The following is a 16,740-nucleotide window of genomic DNA, read 5'->3' as shown; positions in this document are numbered from 1 at the left end:
GTGCAAAGTTCGGAAAGATTTTTTAATCTTACAACTTATCCGCTAGTTCTATTACTTCTAAATCTTTAAATTCTCCATTATCGATACAAAAACGTACCAATGTTCTCACTTTATGAAATCCGGAAATGCCTGCTGCTCCCGGGTTGATGTGTAACATATCCAGTGTCTTGTCATATTTCACCTTTAATATATGCGAATGTCCGCTGATAAAAAGCTGGGGAGGTTTCACCAGCAGGCTGCCGCGGATGGAAGGATCATAGTTGCCCGGATATCCGCCTATATGCTTTATCAACACCTCCGCACCATCTACGGTGAAGCGGTTGGTTTGAGGATAAAGTCTGCGTATGTCCTGCCCGTCAATGTTTCCATATACTGCCCGGAAGGGGCGGAAAGCGGACAGTTTCCGGGCGACTTCCACCGAGCCAATGTCTCCGGCGTGCCATATTTCATCACAATTCTCAAAGTATTTCAAGTATTTGTCATCCCAAAATGCATGAGTATCCGATAATAATCCGATTCTTGTCATAGTTTTTTTGTTTATTATCGGCAAAGGTACTATATTTGGAACAAATCTAAGCATAATATGGAGAGCAAATATCATTATTTCAAGCGTGATATCAGTTGGTTGTCTTTCAACTATCGCGTGTTGTTGGAGGCGGATGACGACTCCCTTCCGTTGTATGAACGGATTAACTTTATCTCTATATATTCTTCTAATCTGGAGGAATTCTACAAGATTCGTGTAGCGGAACATAAAGCCATCGCTTCCGGTGGCCAAAGTGATGATATGACACAAGAAGAAGCCAGACACCTGATACATCAGATAACCGAAGCTGTCAATAGCCAGATGGAAGACCGTATCCGCATTTATGAGCATAAGATTGTCCCGGCTTTGCGCAGGCATCATATTATTTTTTATCAAAGTAAACAGGAGGTAGAGCCTTTTCATCAGGAGTTTATCAGTAATTTCTTTAAAGAAGAAATTTTTCCCTATCTTCAGCCTGTTCCGGTATGCAAGAATCGAATCAAGACTTTTTTACGTGACAACCGTTTGTATCTGTCGGTACGCGTGACGCGCAAAGACACGGGGGAAAAGGAATACTATATTATCAAATTGCCTTATAGCAAAGTTCCCCGTTTCATAGAACTTCCCCGACAGGGAGAAAACTTTTACCTGATGTATATGGAAGATATTATAAAGGCGAATATCAACCGTATGTTTCCGGGCTATGATTTGGATTGCAGTTATTGTTGCAAGATATCTCGTGACGCCGATATTTTCGTGGATGATGCAACCAGTTCCGAAGTTATGGTGGAACAGTTGCGTAAAAAGGTGAAAAAGCGTAAAATAGGTGCTGTATGCCGTTTTGTCTATGACCGCAAGATGCCTGCGGATTATCTGGAGTTTCTGGTCGATGCATTTGGCATCAATCGTGATGATTTGGTTCCGGGAGACAAACACTTGAACTTGGAGGATTTGGCTCGTCTGCCTAATCCCAGTAAGGAACTTTGTACCCAATTGAAACCTCGTCCCATGACATTGAATTGTTTGGATGAGAAAGAATCCATATTCCGTTATGTGAGCAAGAAGGATTTGATGTTGCATTTCCCTTATCATTCTTTTGAACATTTCATCCATTTCCTGTATGAGGCCGTTCATGACCCGTCCTGTAAGGAGATCATGATTACCCAATATAGGGTGGCGGAAAACTCGGTTGTTATCAATACGCTGATTGCTGCTGCGCAGAATGGTAAAAAAGTAACTGTTTTTGTAGAACTTAAGGCCCGTTTTGACGAAGAAAACAATTTGGCTACCGCCGAGATGATGAAGCGGGCGGGGATACATATTATTTTCAGTATACCGGGATTGAAAGTGCATGCCAAGGTGGCGCTTGTACTGCGGTATAACAAAGAGGGAAAACAGACTCGCAGCTATGCTTATATCAGTACCGGAAATTTCAATGAGAAGACTGCCCGGATATATGCTGATTCCGGTTTGTTCACTTCCAACGAGATTATTGTGAATGATCTGTATACTTTATTCCGGGTATTACAGAAAGAAGTGACTGAACCCAAATTCAAGCGTTTGTTGGTAGCCCGTTTTAATCTGCTGCCGGAACTGAGAAGACGTATCGGATATGAGATAAATATGGCAAAGGCGGGAAAAGAAGCGCGGATTATCTTGAAAATGAATGCGCTGCAAGATCCTGCCATGATAGATGAATTATATAAGGCTAGTGAGGCAGGAGTGAAAATAGACTTGATAGTACGTGGTATCTGCTGCTTGATTCCCAATCAGCCTTATAGCAGAAATATCCGTATCACTCGCATTGTGGACAGCTTTTTGGAACATGCCCGGGTGTGGTATTTCCACCATGGAGGAAAACCGCTTCTGTTCATGGGTTCGCCGGACTGGATGAGGCGCAACCTGTACCGGCGTATAGAGGCCGTTACCCCCATTCTTGACGAAGATCTGAAACAACAACTGATAGATATGCTGGTTATTCAGTTGAAAGATAACAGAAAAGCCGGTTGGGTGGATGAAAATCTGAATAATGTGTTGAAAAGGAATCCGAAAGAAGAACCGGTACGGGCGCAATATGCTTTTTATGAATACTTGAAGGGGAAGAATAAATGAAGAATATGAAATAACATATTTTATCTTATTTGAAATGATTATCCGCAATCATACCACCGGATGATAAATGGAAATTTATAAAACGGGGTGATGGAATGCGAACTACACGGACGAAGCGGACAAACACGGACTTAAAATTTAAATTTGTACTTGCAAACCCAATGACAGGTAAAGTAAAAAAATCCGTGTTCCATCCGTCATCCCATTCTATAAATAAACATTTTGTGATATGATTGAGGATTATCATTTCATATATTCCCAATGGAATGGACTTTTACATATTTGTCTGCCCGAACCACCGTCCACGACTCCAGGAGTAATGCACCGTAAGTTCGGGCTGAAACATCTGAAGGATTTTTCAGCCCAATCCCAAGGAGGATATAGCGGATAGTTTAGTTTTAACAGGTCTGTTTGTAAAAGATATGTAAGATGCGGCGATGCATGATACATAATGATTATCCGCCATCATACCACCGGATGATAAATGGGAGTTAATGGATGGAACGCGGATTTATTTCGTTCTATAAATTAAAATTGGAACACAAATGATACAAATTAATAACAGTACAGCATGGATATAAACCTGCCGGAGGTTAGATTTGTGTCATTTGCGTTCCGGTTTAACCGATAAATAATTGATATTGTTATGAAAAAATTATATATAACTTTCTGCCTCTTACTGGTTTCTCTTTGCATACATGCACAGATGATTAGTGGAATAATAGTGGATGAAAAAAACAGCCACTAGAGTTTGCCAATATAGTGTTGTTTTCTTTGCCTGATTTTACTTTTTTACAAGGTACTATCAGTGATCAAACCGGAGCTTTTAATATAAAATCAAATGAAACAAAAGGAATATTACCAATTTCTTCAGTTGGCTATTCCACTATTCTCCTACCTTGCACTAGTTCAAATATGGGAACAATACAACTATATTCAGATTATACTCTCGTCCATATTATGCTCAGTTGCGAAGTAATGTAATGTATATTAATCGGTATATATATGAGGGTGGTAATCCATTTTTATTACCTTCTTTATCTCATAATATAACTTTAGGAACAACTTATAAATGGGTATACTTATCAGCCGGATATCAATATATTAAAGATGCGATTATTTCTTTTAGTGGAGCTTATTCAGAAGATGATCCTACGATTGCTTTAATTAATATGATTAATGCACCAGACTATGATAAGATTTTTGCCTCGCTGGTTTTATCACCTACTATGGGGCTTTGGTCTCCACAGAACAAAAGAATCGTATGTAATAAAAAAACTTAGTTTGACGGCTAAGGGGTTCAATCTGTCCCTATGGAATAATTGGACTTGGCTTGCTCCATTCATTTCCGTCTTAGCTGTGTTACCATTTCCCTGAACCAGGGATAATTTAGCCAGATATATTCATACCAGCGGTTCAGTCTTCTTTTCCATTTCCTGCTCCACGGATACAACTCCCACCATTTTAGTTGAAAATCCGTTTTCTGCATAAATTCGTGGGTGGGAAACAGAGTAAGAGTTATTCCTCTTATCCATAATGTTTTCATTTGGTTTTCCCAATATTGCATAGGGCCGAATCCCGGCTCCCAAATAATGAAGCGGCCTTCATGAATGCCATAACAAACCACATATCCCGGTACTTCGAAATCATTGATGGCAAAAAGTATGGCAGGAAATTTTCTGGTGGACAATTGTTCCATGTTCTGCAAGCAGATTTCCGCTTCCATTCCTGCACGTATAGCTGCCTGTTTCATACCCATCAACGTATATTTTCCATCTACTTTACACCATTCGGCTAGTGTGCGTGCATCTTGTTGACCGCCATAGTATTTCATGACAGTGAGCAGACAGGCCACTTCCATGGGACATTCGTCACTGGAACGGACAAATGATTTTTTTATTCTGTCAAGTTCGTCTTCAGTCATAACTTAATTTATTTTTCATGGCAGGAGCAAAACAGCAACGCGGATCGGGAAAATCCCAACAATCCTTTCCATAAGCTTTTATGATATCACTCCAGCAACGGTTCTGATAACTGAAACAGTCTTCAAAAAGACGGCATTCCCTGCATGGACTCTCTTTGTTGATATCCTGACGTGACAAGGAACAAAGGTGCAAGGCTTGAGGGGAATGCCAGACTTCTTTCAGACTTTGTGTGGTTACATTCCCTATGATAAATTGTGGATGCCAGTAAAGTTGCTCGCATACAGTCACTTTACCATCAGGCAATATAAACATATGAGTGGTCAATGCAGAGCATTCGCTTCCTTTGAAACACCGGCTTCCACCCCAGGTATCTTGATAGTTTTTATCGGTTACTTCTTTCCCTAGAATCACGGGAAAGGAAACCTGTGTGAGAAGAGGGCGTATTTGGTTGAATACCTTTGTAATTTGCGCTTTAGTAGGTTTCAAATGCGAAAATACATTATACTCTTTGTATATGGAATTACTGGCGGGGATAATACGCCAGTCGCGTATATGCTTCAGATGAGATAATTCATGCAGTAATTCCGCCAAGACATTCAACTGGCAATTGTAGTTGGTCAGCACAGATGAAATCTGATAATTCAGTCCGCTGTCATCCAGTAATTGCAGGCCGTGAAGCATCTCTTTGGCATAATTTCCGTTTACTCCCAGTGAGGCGGTCAGTATTTCGGAATGAATGGCATCCAGTGAAATTTGAACAATTCCCTGATACCCTGTTTCCTGTACATCTTGCAACAGTTTTTGGGTTACAGGCATTTTGGTCGATATGAATTCGGGGGCAATACCCCGTTTTACCAATTCTTTTAATATGATTTTCCAGTCTTTATGCAGGAATATTTCACCACCTATCAGATTTACTTGTTGTACTTGCAGGTCTGAAGCTTCCTTGATCAGCTCCATCATGCGTTGGGTGGTGAGTGGGGATTTTATTTGCGTTGATGTATCTGCATAGCAATACTTACAATGCGTGACACATTGGTTGGTCAGCATGAATGTGAGGAGCAACGGACCGGAATACAGCCTTTTTGTAGTAAGATCCAGTTTTTTCCAGACAAAAGAATTTGCTTGCAGCCGGTCAAACCGCAATGCTTTGCCTGCCTTTTCCGCTTCAATCAATATACGTTTGGGAAAATAAATTTCTCCCTGCTGGGAGGAGGTATAAATGGGGGTCGGATTATCAATGAAGTCCGATACCCATTTGATCATCTCCTCCTTGCTCCGGCAGAAGAAGTCGCACAGCAGAGGGAGAGTTGTCTGCAAAGGTCTGTCATACGTGAAAAAACTCAGCATGACAGCTTGCAGCGGGTGAATAAAAGTATGCCAGTTCCGGGAGCAGTCGGTATCTGTCCCCGTACTGGAGAATAATGCGACCCTGTGAATATCATGTCTCAGATGATAATGAGGGTTCAGCACATATACTTTATTCATTTCCGGTATTTTCATCTTGTGTTTTTGTAGGATCGACGAATCCACCTGTATAGCATCCCAGGCCACATTTGGATAACTCCTTGTCATCTATGCCACCTTGTACGTCCATCAGTTCGTTCAAGTCCAGCACTTGTTCTTCATCTTCGGAATAGCGGGTGTATTCCGGTTGCTTGTTGTTGGGGTCTTCTTTTTTCATATTCTTCTTTGTTTAAGTTGGTTATTCTCTGTAGTGAAAAAAAACGGTGTTACTCCGTGGTGGAAAACAATTCATACACGGGTGCGAAAATCCTGCTCAGTATGCTCCGGCTCGAAGTGATGATCTCCGCCCGGCCGGACATGTCTATTTCATATTTTATTTCCTTTCTGTTGGTTGTCACCAGTCCGTCCGGAAAGTCCACTTCCACGGCATAACTTTTATTGTAAGGCACAAAAGAGACGGAGGCGATTCTTCCCGGCAGTACGCCATACGAGTGGGTGGGGTATTTGTTCAGTTCGATATTTACTTTGTCGCCCACGGCAATTTCCGCCACTTCGTCTTGTGAAAGAGTGATGTGCCCGAGGGGATTCCCCTGCTGCTTGGAGATAACGGTGCACAGGGTGTCTCCTTCATTTACCCGGGCGCTCATGCCCCATGTCTTTCCCCATACCACTATGCCGTCGTGATGGCTTTTGATGAGGTACTTCTTGTCCCACGTGCGGAGGCTGTTCACCATGTTTTCGTAAGCCAGTTCCAGCATCCGGAGGTTTTTGGCAGTCTCCATCCGGTGGTTTATATCCAGTTCAAAGAGTTCGCGTTTCACATTCAGCACCGCCATGGCATCTGCCTTACCGGTACTTTCCAGTATCCGGAGTTCTTCATCTAGGTATTTTTTCTTCTGCGGATAGATATCAAACTCCTGATACATCACGCACGTACGCACGGCTTGGGTGAACTGTTCGTAGGCGGAAGACATTTCACCCATGATGAGGTCAAAGGGATAGTCTTGCAGGTACTTGATGTCGTTGGTGCGGTAGTACCATTCTATTTTGGTCAGTACGCGGCAAAATGTTTGTACGTCTTCCAGTAGGGCAGTATTTTTCAGTATGCCCAGCGTGTCGTTCTTTTGTACAGGTGATTGGTTTTCCACAAAAAAGCGGTCTATCATTCCTGTCTGATTGGCAGTGATCCATTCCGCACTTCCCAAGTCGTCAATGGTTATCGTTTTTCTTATTGTGTCAGGATACTTAAATAATGCCGTGCCTGCAATAAGAAAAACAATCAGTCCATATACGATGTAGCTTCCCGTATGGATCAACCATTCGGGCATATCTCCCAGCATATCATTGTTTTCGCGACTATATACTTCTACCTTTTCCGGTCCGTCCGCATCAGGTTTATAGATTTCCTCCATACCTTATTGCTATTATTTTTTAATTCTCAATTCTCATTTTTTAATTTCCTAAGCGCTCAGTTCCAGCTGATTCTTCACCAGCCTGTAGTAATCGCCCTGCCGGGCAATGAGTTCTTCGTGCGTGCCCCGTTCCGTTATCTCCCCTTCTTTCAGCACCACTATCTGGTCGGCATTCTTTACGGTGCTCAGGCGGTGCGCCACGATGACCACCGTTTTGTCCTTGAAGAATCTCTCCAGATTTTCCTGTATCACTTTCTCATTGTCCGTATCGAGCGCATTCGTCGCTTCATCAAAAAACAGGTAATCGGGATTACGGTAAATGGCGCGCGCTATCAGGATGCGCTGCTTCTGCCCTTGGCTCAATCCTTGCCCCGTGTTACCTATTTTGGTGTTATACTTTAAAGGCAAGGATTCGATGAACTCACGTATATTTGCCATCTCTACGGCATACAGCAGGCGTTCTTTGTCTATCATGCTGCCATCCGGCGCTATGTTGTTGGCAATGGTATCGCCGAATATGAATCCCTCCTGCATCACTACTCCACAATGTTTGCGCCACTCCTTGAAACTGATTTTTTGTAGCGACTGATTGCCTATCATCACCGCTCCTCCGGTGGGAGGATAGAATCCGAGCATCAGTTTTATCAGCGTTGTTTTCCCACTGCCGCTGAGGCCCACGATGGCGGTAGTCTTTCCGGCTGGTATGTCCAGCGATAGCCCTTTGATGATGCGTTTCGATTTTTCTGATCCGTAAGTAAAGACTACATTTTGTAATTGAATCGGGTCTTTGCCTGATATTTGGGTATCCTGGTCCATGCCTTCTGTCTCTTCATCGGGCTTGCCATGTATTTCTCCGAGACGTTCCAGGCTGAGCTGCGCGTCCTGCGTGTCCTGCATGAAGGAAACGAATTGGCTGATAGGCCCTTGCATCTGTCCGATGATGTACTGTATGGAAAGCATCACACCCAGCGTGATACTTCCATGTAGTACGGCGGTGGCAGAGAGAACTGTTATCAGTACGTTTTTCACTTCGTTGATAAGTACGGCTCCCACCTGCTGCCACTGCCCCAGGTTGAGTGAACTCATATTAATGCGGAAGAGAGAAGCTTGTATGTTTTCCCATTCCCAGCGTTTTTGCTGTTCGCAGCCCAGCAGCTTGATGTCCTGCATACCGTAGATGAGTTGCATCAAATTATTCTGATTGACGGACATCTGTTCAAAGTTCTTCCTGTTCAAGTCGGCCCGCTTGCGCATGAACAGCTTTACCCAACCCATATAGGCTGCGCTGAACAGGATGAAAATGAGGAATATTTTCCAGCTGTATATGGCCAGCACGATACCGAAGATGACTACCGTGAGGGTAGAGAACAAAATATTGAGCACGGACTGGGTGAGGAAACTCTCGATGCGGTTGTGGTCTTCGATGCGGCGTATCAAGTCGCCTGCCAGTTTGCTGTCAAAGAACCTCATGGGCAGCCGCATCAGCTTGGAGAGGAAATCCGAGATGAGCGACACGTTGACGCGCGTACTGATGTGGAGCAGTATACAGCGCCGGATCACCTCAATAAGTGTGCGGCTGAATACCAGCATGAGTTGTGCGGCCAAAATGAGCTGTATAAAATTCAGATTCCTGTGCCCTATGCCTTGGTCTACAATGGTTTGTGTAAGAAAAGGGAAGACCAGTTGCAGCAAACTGCCTGCCAGCAGGCCGATGATGAGCTGTATCATCGCCTTTTTGTAGGGACGTACATAGTGAAACAGATACCATAATGACAGCTTTTCATATTTTATGGGTTCCGCTTCATAAAATTGCGGGGTAACATCCAGCAAGAGGGCAATTCCTTTTTCTATTCCGCCTTGTGTGGTACTGATCCAGCATTTTTTCAACTCCTGTTCCTCATATTTCAGCAATCCGTAGGCAGGGTCGGCAATGTAGAACCAAGTTTTGCCCCTTTTCTTTTCTATTTTATAGAGGACCACGAAATGTTCCTGGTTCCAGTGGATGATGCATGGCAGTTTTGACTGTTGTTTCAGTTTTTCCATTGAAGTGCGTATACCGGTGGCGCGCAGCCCTATGCTGGCTGCCGCTTCACTGATACCTAGCAAGTTAACTCCCGTGCGCTGTATGTATGATTGCTCGCGTAACTGCTGTACGGAGAATGTCTTTCCATAATATTTGGCTATCATTCTCAGGCAGGAGGGGCCGCAGTCCATGCCGTCCAACTGTTTGTAGAATGGAAATTTGCTCATAATTGTCTTTTTTGTTTTACTCTGTTTATCAGCCAGTCGGCTATTTCGTTCATCCTTTCACTTTCGCTCTCAAAGAAGGCGCACAGGTGTTTTTGCCGTTCTATGATGTATTCCCGGTTTGCCAGTAGATCAATGATCTGCCTGTCCAGTTTCACGGGGGTAATTTTTTTTATTTCCTGTGGCGTGAACTCTGCCATGGGCACATGGGCAAAGGTGCATTCCGTCCAGTGGGTTATTCCTCCGGTGATAAGCGCCATGTCGCACAAGGGCAACAGGGCTTGCAGGCGGGGCAGGCGGTAAATGGCTATATTGGGCGGTAATGAAAACAACCGGGTTTCCACCTCTCCATGATTGGTCAGCAGGATGAATTGATATTGCGGATGGATGCTCGCACTCTGCTTCATGGCTTTGTAGAATGATTCCATATGTGAGGGGGTGTTCACTTTTCTTTCTTCTTCCTCGTCTTCCAGCAAGCCTATAATAACAGTGCGTGAACGGTCTTCTTTTATTTCCGTCAGTTTGTCGATGAAATCATCGTCTTTTGCACCTTGCGGCAGCAATTTATAAGGAATAGGAGGCAGGGTGACGACGGGCATTTCCGGCATTAGGTCTATCTTTCTGTCGGTTTTGTTTATGGCTATAAACAGATAGTTTATGTCATATTCATTATAGACTTGCTGCTTATCTTGCAGTTGATAGTCCAGCAATGCCAAATGTGGCGTAAACCATCGGAAATCATGTGGATAAATGATGCGTCCTATTCCTTTCCGCAGCAAACCGGTAGTGAAAACGGAGTCGGAGGTATCGGTATAATAGACCTTGTTTCCCCGTTCACTAATCAGGTATGCCAGTCGGGTGGTGGGACATACATTTCCTGCATCCGGTTTTATATCAAAAAGAAATTCAAACATGCCCCGTTTTTCTCATCACATTTCAATTCGTATTATCCTACTACTTTAAAGCCTAATGACGTATATAGATTTTTGCCATCATAATAATATGTTCCTAAGAATTTATCGAAAAGGATGCACACTTCCAGTTCATCGCGCATATAGGCAATGTACTCAAAGAGAGTGGAACGTGACATATCCATCTTTGCTGCAAATTCCTTGGATGTGCCTGTGCACTTGTGCCGGATAAGAAAATCCATATAGAGGATTTTCTTAAGGTCTACTCGTTTCATGGTCTTTGTAGTTTTTTAGGATGAATAATTAGGGTTATCTTTTAAAAGCTCCAACCAAGTATTTCCCATCTTCACTAGTTAGTTCTAATGTATATTCTCCGGATGGGAAACTGGCTATGGAAATGATAATATAGCTTGTTTGTGCTTGGGGCACTAACTGTTCATACATCACTTCTCCTGTTTGATTACCGGTGATGGTAATTTGTATGTCACAGTCCGGAGATGTGTTTTCAATGTAGATGTTCTGGCCATCGGTGCAGGCTGTGATGGGAATAGATGGCAGGCTTCGTGTATTAACTTTTTCTTGATTGCTATACCACTTCCCATTTATAATAATTTCTGTACTATTACAAAAAGAATACACTTTCTGCACCGATAAACCACTAAGCAATATGGTGAATAATACCATACGCAAACTCCAAATCTTTAATTCTTTAGTTGTTTTCATAATAATATTATTGATTGATTGTTATGCTGCAAAGTTATGGATTTAGAATGAAAAACAGATAGACCGGATATGTACGTTATATGGACAATTAAAAAAGAGATAATATGCTAATAATTAGAATATTACCTCTTTGTGCGAATGCGGAATGTGGACAGTTGCTTCCCTAGAACTCCCATAGCCACAGATCCAGTGTCTGTCCTTTGCCGAATGCTCCTATCTTTTGAGTGATACGTTCTTTCAATCTTAATTTTCTTTTAGATACCGAAGTCGATTCTATCCCCAGCAAATCAGCTATTCCCGGATTGGCTATTCCCAACTTGATGAAGCAGCATATCTGCAAATCGCTTTCTGTCAATGAAGGTACAAGAGTGGAAAGCCTTACTATATAATTATCGAATAATAGATTCATTGTTTCCTTTACCTCTTCCCATTGCTCGTCTTTCATGTATTGGGGCTTTGTCTTTAGCCGGTAAAGGACATCTGTCTTTTTTATCAGTTGGTTGCACAGGAATCTTTCACGATCATGCAATCGTTGGTTTTCTTCTCCTAAAAGTCCCAATCTTTCAAGTTCTTTGGACTTTTCATTCAGCGAAGAAGAATATTTATCAATATGTTGCTGCAACATTTTATTCTCTTGTTGCAGGGCTTCATTTTGGCATTTTATTTCAGATAGTACATTCTTTTGCTCCTCCAACTGTTCCTGCGCATCTTTATTCGCCTCCATTTGTTCTGCCAGTTCCTTCATGCGGCTTTGGTTACGACTGATTATTCTCTCATTCTCTTGTCTTTTTAAGGTATTCAGCTGTATTTCTTCTTCATGTCTTTGTATGATATGCTCTTTACGGATTAATTTTCGCTGGTATATATAGATAAGGATAGCTATCAGGCAGAATACCACTACCAATATGATTAGTACATTACGGATGATAGTATTATTTTCTATTTTTAGCTGGTTCTTTTCATTCAATAGTTTTTGCTGGTTATACTTTTCCTGCATATTCATAAGCTCTTTATTTTTATGCAATTTCCAGACAGAATCTTGATAAACTACCATACTATCGCAATATAGGCTCATTTTTTCATAGTCTTTTTTCTCTTTGCTTAGATTATATAAAATTTCATAAGTTGCACAAATCGTTTCCATGCGATTGGAGGATAATGTTTTATTCAGATAATAATAGGCAGAATCTGTTTTATTAATGCGTCTATATATGTCACCAATTACCAAGTAACTTTGTTCTAGCCTTTTTTTTAGGGGTAATTCGCTTGTTTCTTTAAGTATTAAAGCTTTTTGGGCATAGGATAGGGCAGGTTGATAATCTTTTGTTTCGGTATATACTCCTGCTAATTCGTTCATTCCATTTATTAATATACCATTATTATGTAGAGTTTCTGCCATTTGTATAGCTTCTTTATAATATTTGATGCTATTATCAAAATCAAATAATACGGAATATACTTTTCCCAAATCATAATATGCAGAACATATATAATTCTTATTTTCGGATAGCTTCGCATAGTGCAATGACTGTTTAAACATTTGCAATGCATATTCATTCAGCGAATTATATAGGTATATATTTCCTATACTGCTATAAATCAAATGTGCCAGTTGATAGTCTTTCGTCTTTTCTACTTCTTCTATTGCTTTTAAATAGGATTCTTGTGCTTCATTCTTTTTATCAGCTTTTTCATATAATACACCTTTATAATAAAGTACCATTGCTTTCCGTTGGGGATTGTCTTGCTTCATAAAGTAATCATAGGCTATATTAATTAAGGTAGAGTCAGCAAGTTCTTCTTTATAATTCTTATACTTGGCTTGCACTGTTAGCAACGCCCAAGTAGCATTTTGCAATTTGTCCGATGATGCCGGAACTTTCATCCCTTGCAATACACCCAGTGCACTATCCGGATGTTCATACATCACCGCTTCCGCTTGAACCAATTCAAGCAACAACGCTTGTTGAGAAGCATTTTCTTTTTTTGTGCAGGCAGAAAGGAGTATACTTATTATTATAATAATAAAGTTTCTTTTTATTCCAATTGTTTTTTTCATAGTATTTGCATTTATGTATAGCGAACAAATATAGAAATTAAAAACGATCTTGAAAAGATTTTATATCACTATTTACAAAAAAAGAGTGATTGATTATAGTTTGCATCCAGTGTTGATAGAAGTATTATGGATCTTAAATATTCAATTTAGTAAGGAGGCATGCCCTCCTTACTATTTTATGTATAAAAACGGCTGTATTATGTATATCTATTTGAATCCACAATATGTGATTAGAAACGAAAATAATTGTTCTTATATCATTGCTAAATCAGCTTTAATTACTGCTAAGCTAGAATATGCCATGGCTTTTGCAAGCGTAGTTCCACCTTCTATTGGATATATCTTGTCACATATTGGAGAAGGAGAATTAAATGCTTCAATAGAAAATATAGCAAATACCCTAAATATAAAACCAGACCTGATAGATAAGTTTATTCGAAAAATAATCGATAATCCAGTAAAAGTAGGATGGAATTATAAAGGAGTGACGATTTCTTTTCCCCCGTATCTGCTGACTTCTGTTAAGGAAGAATCGGAGGGAAGTGTTTATACGGATAATGAATTATTTTATACTACAGACTTTATACCTAAACGTCCTTCTGTTCCGCTGAATCTTAACTTTATGATTACAACCCAATGCAGGACGGATTGTATGTATTGCTATGCGGATAGAAACAGGAAGAACGATTTGACAAGTTGGCAAATTATAAAGGTGATAGATGAAGCTCATGATATGGGGGGGAATCTGGCTTTGACAGGAGGTGATATTTTTGCTTTCCCTGATTGGAAAGAGGTGATACGAAAAGTGGGGCAATATGGATTCACACCTTTATTGAGTACAAAAATACCGCTAAAAGAGGATGATATTTACTTTTTAAAAGAGTCTGGAATTAAATTCTTGCAGTTTTCATTGGATTCTATATTTCCCTCTACATTACAGACAATGGTACGTGTAAAAGAAGACTATATAGATAATGTGAAGCAAATGTTTGAGTATTCTTAATCCAATCTGTGGTCAGATTGATAAGAAAATTATAATTCGCAAATAAAAATGAGGATTAAACTTATAAATATTTGTAACAAATGATTGAAGCAAGAGCATTAGTTTCTATTAATTTTCTGAATTTGTCAGAAAACTATGATTTTATGTCACGTTGGTTAGGTGTATATGATAAATATGCAAAGCTATTGAAAGGTTCGTCGGATGTAGTTGTAAAAGACGGATCTGGAAAGATACCTGAATCAGCAAACGATAAAGTGGATTTAACCAACAAGCATTTGGCATTACAGGCTATATTAGCTGAATATGGTCAAAAGTTAAATAAAAGCCATCTTTATTCTGAAACAGTCGGTCTGTCCGAAGCCCATGATATTCGTCGCAAATGTTTCAGCGCATTACAGATGAACATCAAGAGCAAGAGATATAGGAACAAAAGAAGATCAAGATGCTGCAAAAAGCCTTATTGATCAGACTGGAAATTATAAAATGAATAAGATAATTACCCGTTCCGATATGTCTGCCCGTATTGCAGGTTACATTTTGATTCTGCAATCAGAGAAAAACCATGATTCAGTAGAACGACTGAATCTGGCTGATCGCATCACTGAAGTGGAAAAGGCAAATAATCTTTATTTGGACTTAGATACACAGCGTGGTATTGTGAAAGAACAGAAAGGTCTTTCGGCTACTAGTCTGCATAAGAACTGTAATGGATTATTGAATCAGCTATATTCATTGGTAAATGATATGTTCTTTTATTATGATAATGAACTGTTTATTGCCTTTGCCGATGAACTGAATGCTGTGGCTGAATCTTATCAATTGGTTATCAATAACCGTAAGGCAGATGCCAAGCGTAAAAAGAATGAGAGAAAGGGCCTAAAATTATTGCCGGTTATCAATAACTAAGGTGCGGCAATGAATTGATCTGCTACTTGTATAAGTGATTCTATAAGACTGCCTTAAATAAAAGTGTGGTTACTTTTATTTAAGGCAGTTTTTCTATGAGAATACGAAAGAATGTTAAATGAAAATCTTTTTTTTGTTCAGTCCGGAGGTGTCGGACTGTGGGAGATTACATTTGCAATGTAATTAAGAAATCACAATAGTTTACTAGTTTGTTAATTTTAAAATTTAACGATCATGAAAGACGACGAATTAAAAAAGCAGGAAGTAGTATTAGATCTATATATGCTTCAAATAAAGGCGAGCATAGCACAAATATTCAAAATGGAAATAAAAGAAAAGTGATAAGGCGAATCACTTTACATATATCTAATGATTGTAATTTAAGATGTAAGTATTGTTTTGGTGGAGGTGGAAGTTATAATCAAGAACGTAACCTAATGACAGAGCAAACAGCAATAGAGTTTGTAGATTTTTGTGTAGAACAATTTGAAAGAGTTGAAAAGATTGTCTTTTTTGGAGGCGAACCGATGCTTAATCTTAAAGGAATGGAGATAGTGTGCAATCGCTTTAAATATTATAAAGAAGAAGGGAAAATAGATATTTTGCCTAATTTCGTAATTATTACTAATGGGACAATATTAACAGATAGGATGCTGGCATTTATCAAGAGAAATATTTCAGCAATGACTATCAGTATAGATGGTCCTAAAGAAATTAATGATATTCAGAGAATATATAAAAATGGAAAAGGAAGTTATGAAAGGATAGCTCATTTTATCCATACTATACAAGAAAAAACCAATGTAAAAATACAGTACGAAGCAACCTATACGCAGTTACATATTGATCATAATTATAGTCATGAAGATATTTCAAAATTTATGGATCAGACTTTTGGAATTGAAGGTGTAGTGGTCAATGATCAAGAACTTAGTCTGCAATTATTGCTTGATTTATGGAACTCCATTGATTTGGAATATTTAAAAAGAACAGAACTGAAATATTTGCCTAAAGATTTTTGGTTACTTCTACATGCTATTGTTCATAATACATCTACTAATATATGCCCTGTTATAGATCAGTATTTAGCTGTAAGCACTGATGGAACTATATACGCATGTCATACAATAAATGGTATTAAAGAATGTAAGTTAGGTAGTATTGATGGCTATAATGTTTATAATTATCCAGAATTATATAAACCATTTGATCATGAAATAGATTTTAGATCAAATGAAAAGTGTGAAAAATGTTGGGCACAAAGATTATGTGGAGGATGTACTGTACATAGATTTTTCAATCATAAAATAAATCAATTTGAAGCATACCCTAATGAAGACTTTTGTAAAATAACGCTTCTTTGTATAGAACAAATATTATTAATAATTGCATCTATCCGCAAGGACCCTCAATTATGGTCTTTACTCATTCAGAAAATGAATAATTAAA

Annotated in this window: 17 protein-coding genes; 7 read left to right on the top strand and 10 right to left on the bottom strand. The window is 39.7% G+C overall.

The features are described 5' to 3' along the window. Positions 1–28: 28 nt before the first annotated feature. A complete protein-coding gene (locus tag GKD17_RS17720; RefSeq protein WP_005845668.1) occupies positions 29–526 on the bottom strand; it encodes a metallophosphoesterase family protein in 498 nt (165 codons plus the stop codon). A 57-nt stretch (positions 527–583) separates the two neighbouring features. Here GKD17_RS17720 and GKD17_RS17715 point away from each other — a divergent pair, with 57 nt between their 5' ends. The 3 genes from GKD17_RS17715 (at position 584) to GKD17_RS17705 (ending at position 3,921) form a co-directional block, all read left to right on the top strand. Continuing rightward, positions 584–2,638, top strand: a complete 2,055-nt coding sequence (locus tag GKD17_RS17715; RefSeq protein ID WP_007831127.1) for an RNA degradosome polyphosphate kinase — start codon at positions 584–586, stop codon at positions 2,636–2,638. A gap of 229 nt (positions 2,639–2,867) precedes the next feature. Further along, the gene (locus GKD17_RS17710) at positions 2,868–3,029 is read left to right on the top strand and encodes a hypothetical protein (RefSeq protein WP_007831133.1); all 162 of its coding nucleotides are present in this window, start codon (positions 2,868–2,870) and stop codon (positions 3,027–3,029) included. A gap of 592 nt (positions 3,030–3,621) precedes the next feature. Then, positions 3,622–3,921: an outer membrane beta-barrel protein gene (locus GKD17_RS17705; protein ID WP_007831134.1), complete on the top strand. Its 300-nt coding sequence runs from the start codon at positions 3,622–3,624 to the stop codon at positions 3,919–3,921. 59 nt (positions 3,922–3,980) lie between these two features. Here the strand turns inward: GKD17_RS17705 and GKD17_RS17700 are convergent, their stop codons facing one another. The 9 genes from GKD17_RS17700 to GKD17_RS17660 all read right to left on the bottom strand — a co-directional run bounded on the left by GKD17_RS17700 (position 3,981) and on the right by GKD17_RS17660 (position 13,382). After that, complete coding sequence (locus GKD17_RS17700; protein ID WP_005845663.1) at positions 3,981–4,562, bottom strand: cysteine peptidase family C39 domain-containing protein; 582 nt, start codon at positions 4,560–4,562, stop codon at positions 3,981–3,983. Continuing rightward, positions 4,555–6,066 carry a radical SAM/SPASM domain-containing protein gene (locus tag GKD17_RS17695; RefSeq protein ID WP_007843440.1) on the bottom strand — a complete coding sequence of 504 codons (1,512 nt, stop codon included), beginning with the start codon at positions 6,064–6,066 and terminating at the stop codon, positions 4,555–4,557. Before GKD17_RS17695 ends, GKD17_RS17700 begins: the two co-directional genes overlap by 8 nt. Next, a complete protein-coding gene (locus GKD17_RS17690) occupies positions 6,044–6,247 on the bottom strand; it encodes a hypothetical protein (RefSeq protein ID WP_007831136.1) in 204 nt (67 codons plus the stop codon). Before GKD17_RS17690 ends, GKD17_RS17695 begins: the two co-directional genes overlap by 23 nt. Before the next feature lie 49 nt (positions 6,248–6,296). Beyond that, positions 6,297–7,442 carry an HlyD family efflux transporter periplasmic adaptor subunit gene (locus tag GKD17_RS17685; RefSeq protein ID WP_007831139.1) on the bottom strand — a complete coding sequence of 382 codons (1,146 nt, stop codon included), beginning with the start codon at positions 7,440–7,442 and terminating at the stop codon, positions 6,297–6,299. A 48-nt stretch (positions 7,443–7,490) separates the two neighbouring features. Beyond that, a complete protein-coding gene (locus GKD17_RS17680; protein WP_007831142.1) occupies positions 7,491–9,692 on the bottom strand; it encodes a peptidase domain-containing ABC transporter in 2,202 nt (733 codons plus the stop codon). Next, complete coding sequence (locus GKD17_RS17675) at positions 9,689–10,603, bottom strand: hypothetical protein (RefSeq protein ID WP_007831151.1); 915 nt, start codon at positions 10,601–10,603, stop codon at positions 9,689–9,691. The genes GKD17_RS17680 and GKD17_RS17675 overlap by 4 nt, the downstream gene beginning before the upstream one ends. A gap of 32 nt (positions 10,604–10,635) precedes the next feature. Further along, complete coding sequence (locus GKD17_RS17670) at positions 10,636–10,875, bottom strand: hypothetical protein (RefSeq protein ID WP_005853034.1); 240 nt, start codon at positions 10,873–10,875, stop codon at positions 10,636–10,638. A 34-nt stretch (positions 10,876–10,909) separates the two neighbouring features. Next, complete coding sequence (locus GKD17_RS17665) at positions 10,910–11,323, bottom strand: DUF3244 domain-containing protein (protein ID WP_005853036.1); 414 nt, start codon at positions 11,321–11,323, stop codon at positions 10,910–10,912. Between the two features lie 163 nt (positions 11,324–11,486). Further along, positions 11,487–13,382: a tetratricopeptide repeat protein gene (locus tag GKD17_RS17660; RefSeq protein ID WP_007831153.1), complete on the bottom strand. Its 1,896-nt coding sequence runs from the start codon at positions 13,380–13,382 to the stop codon at positions 11,487–11,489. A 49-nt stretch (positions 13,383–13,431) separates the two neighbouring features. Between GKD17_RS17660 and GKD17_RS23455 the strand changes: the two genes are divergently transcribed. The 4 genes from GKD17_RS23455 (at position 13,432) to GKD17_RS17640 (ending at position 16,739) form a co-directional block, all read left to right on the top strand. Continuing rightward, positions 13,432–14,385 (top strand): radical SAM protein, encoded by a 954-nt coding sequence (locus tag GKD17_RS23455; protein ID WP_007843439.1) that lies wholly within the window; start codon positions 13,432–13,434, stop codon positions 14,383–14,385. Between the two features lie 80 nt (positions 14,386–14,465). Next, positions 14,466–14,849, top strand: coding sequence for a hypothetical protein (locus GKD17_RS17650; protein WP_007831155.1), 384 nt, complete (start codon positions 14,466–14,468; stop codon positions 14,847–14,849). A 19-nt stretch (positions 14,850–14,868) separates the two neighbouring features. Beyond that, complete coding sequence (locus tag GKD17_RS17645; protein WP_007831156.1) at positions 14,869–15,291, top strand: DUF6261 family protein; 423 nt, start codon at positions 14,869–14,871, stop codon at positions 15,289–15,291. Positions 15,292–15,500: 209 nt separating this feature from the next. After that, positions 15,501–16,739: a radical SAM/SPASM domain-containing protein gene (locus GKD17_RS17640; protein WP_007843436.1), complete on the top strand. Its 1,239-nt coding sequence runs from the start codon at positions 15,501–15,503 to the stop codon at positions 16,737–16,739. The last annotated feature ends 1 nt before the right edge of the window (position 16,740 follow it).

It is taken from the genome of Phocaeicola dorei (assembly GCF_013009555.1).
Classification (GTDB): domain Bacteria; phylum Bacteroidota; class Bacteroidia; order Bacteroidales; family Bacteroidaceae; genus Phocaeicola; species Phocaeicola dorei.
Note: the sequence above shows the minus strand (reverse complement) of the source record. Positions and strands in the feature narration are given on the sequence as shown.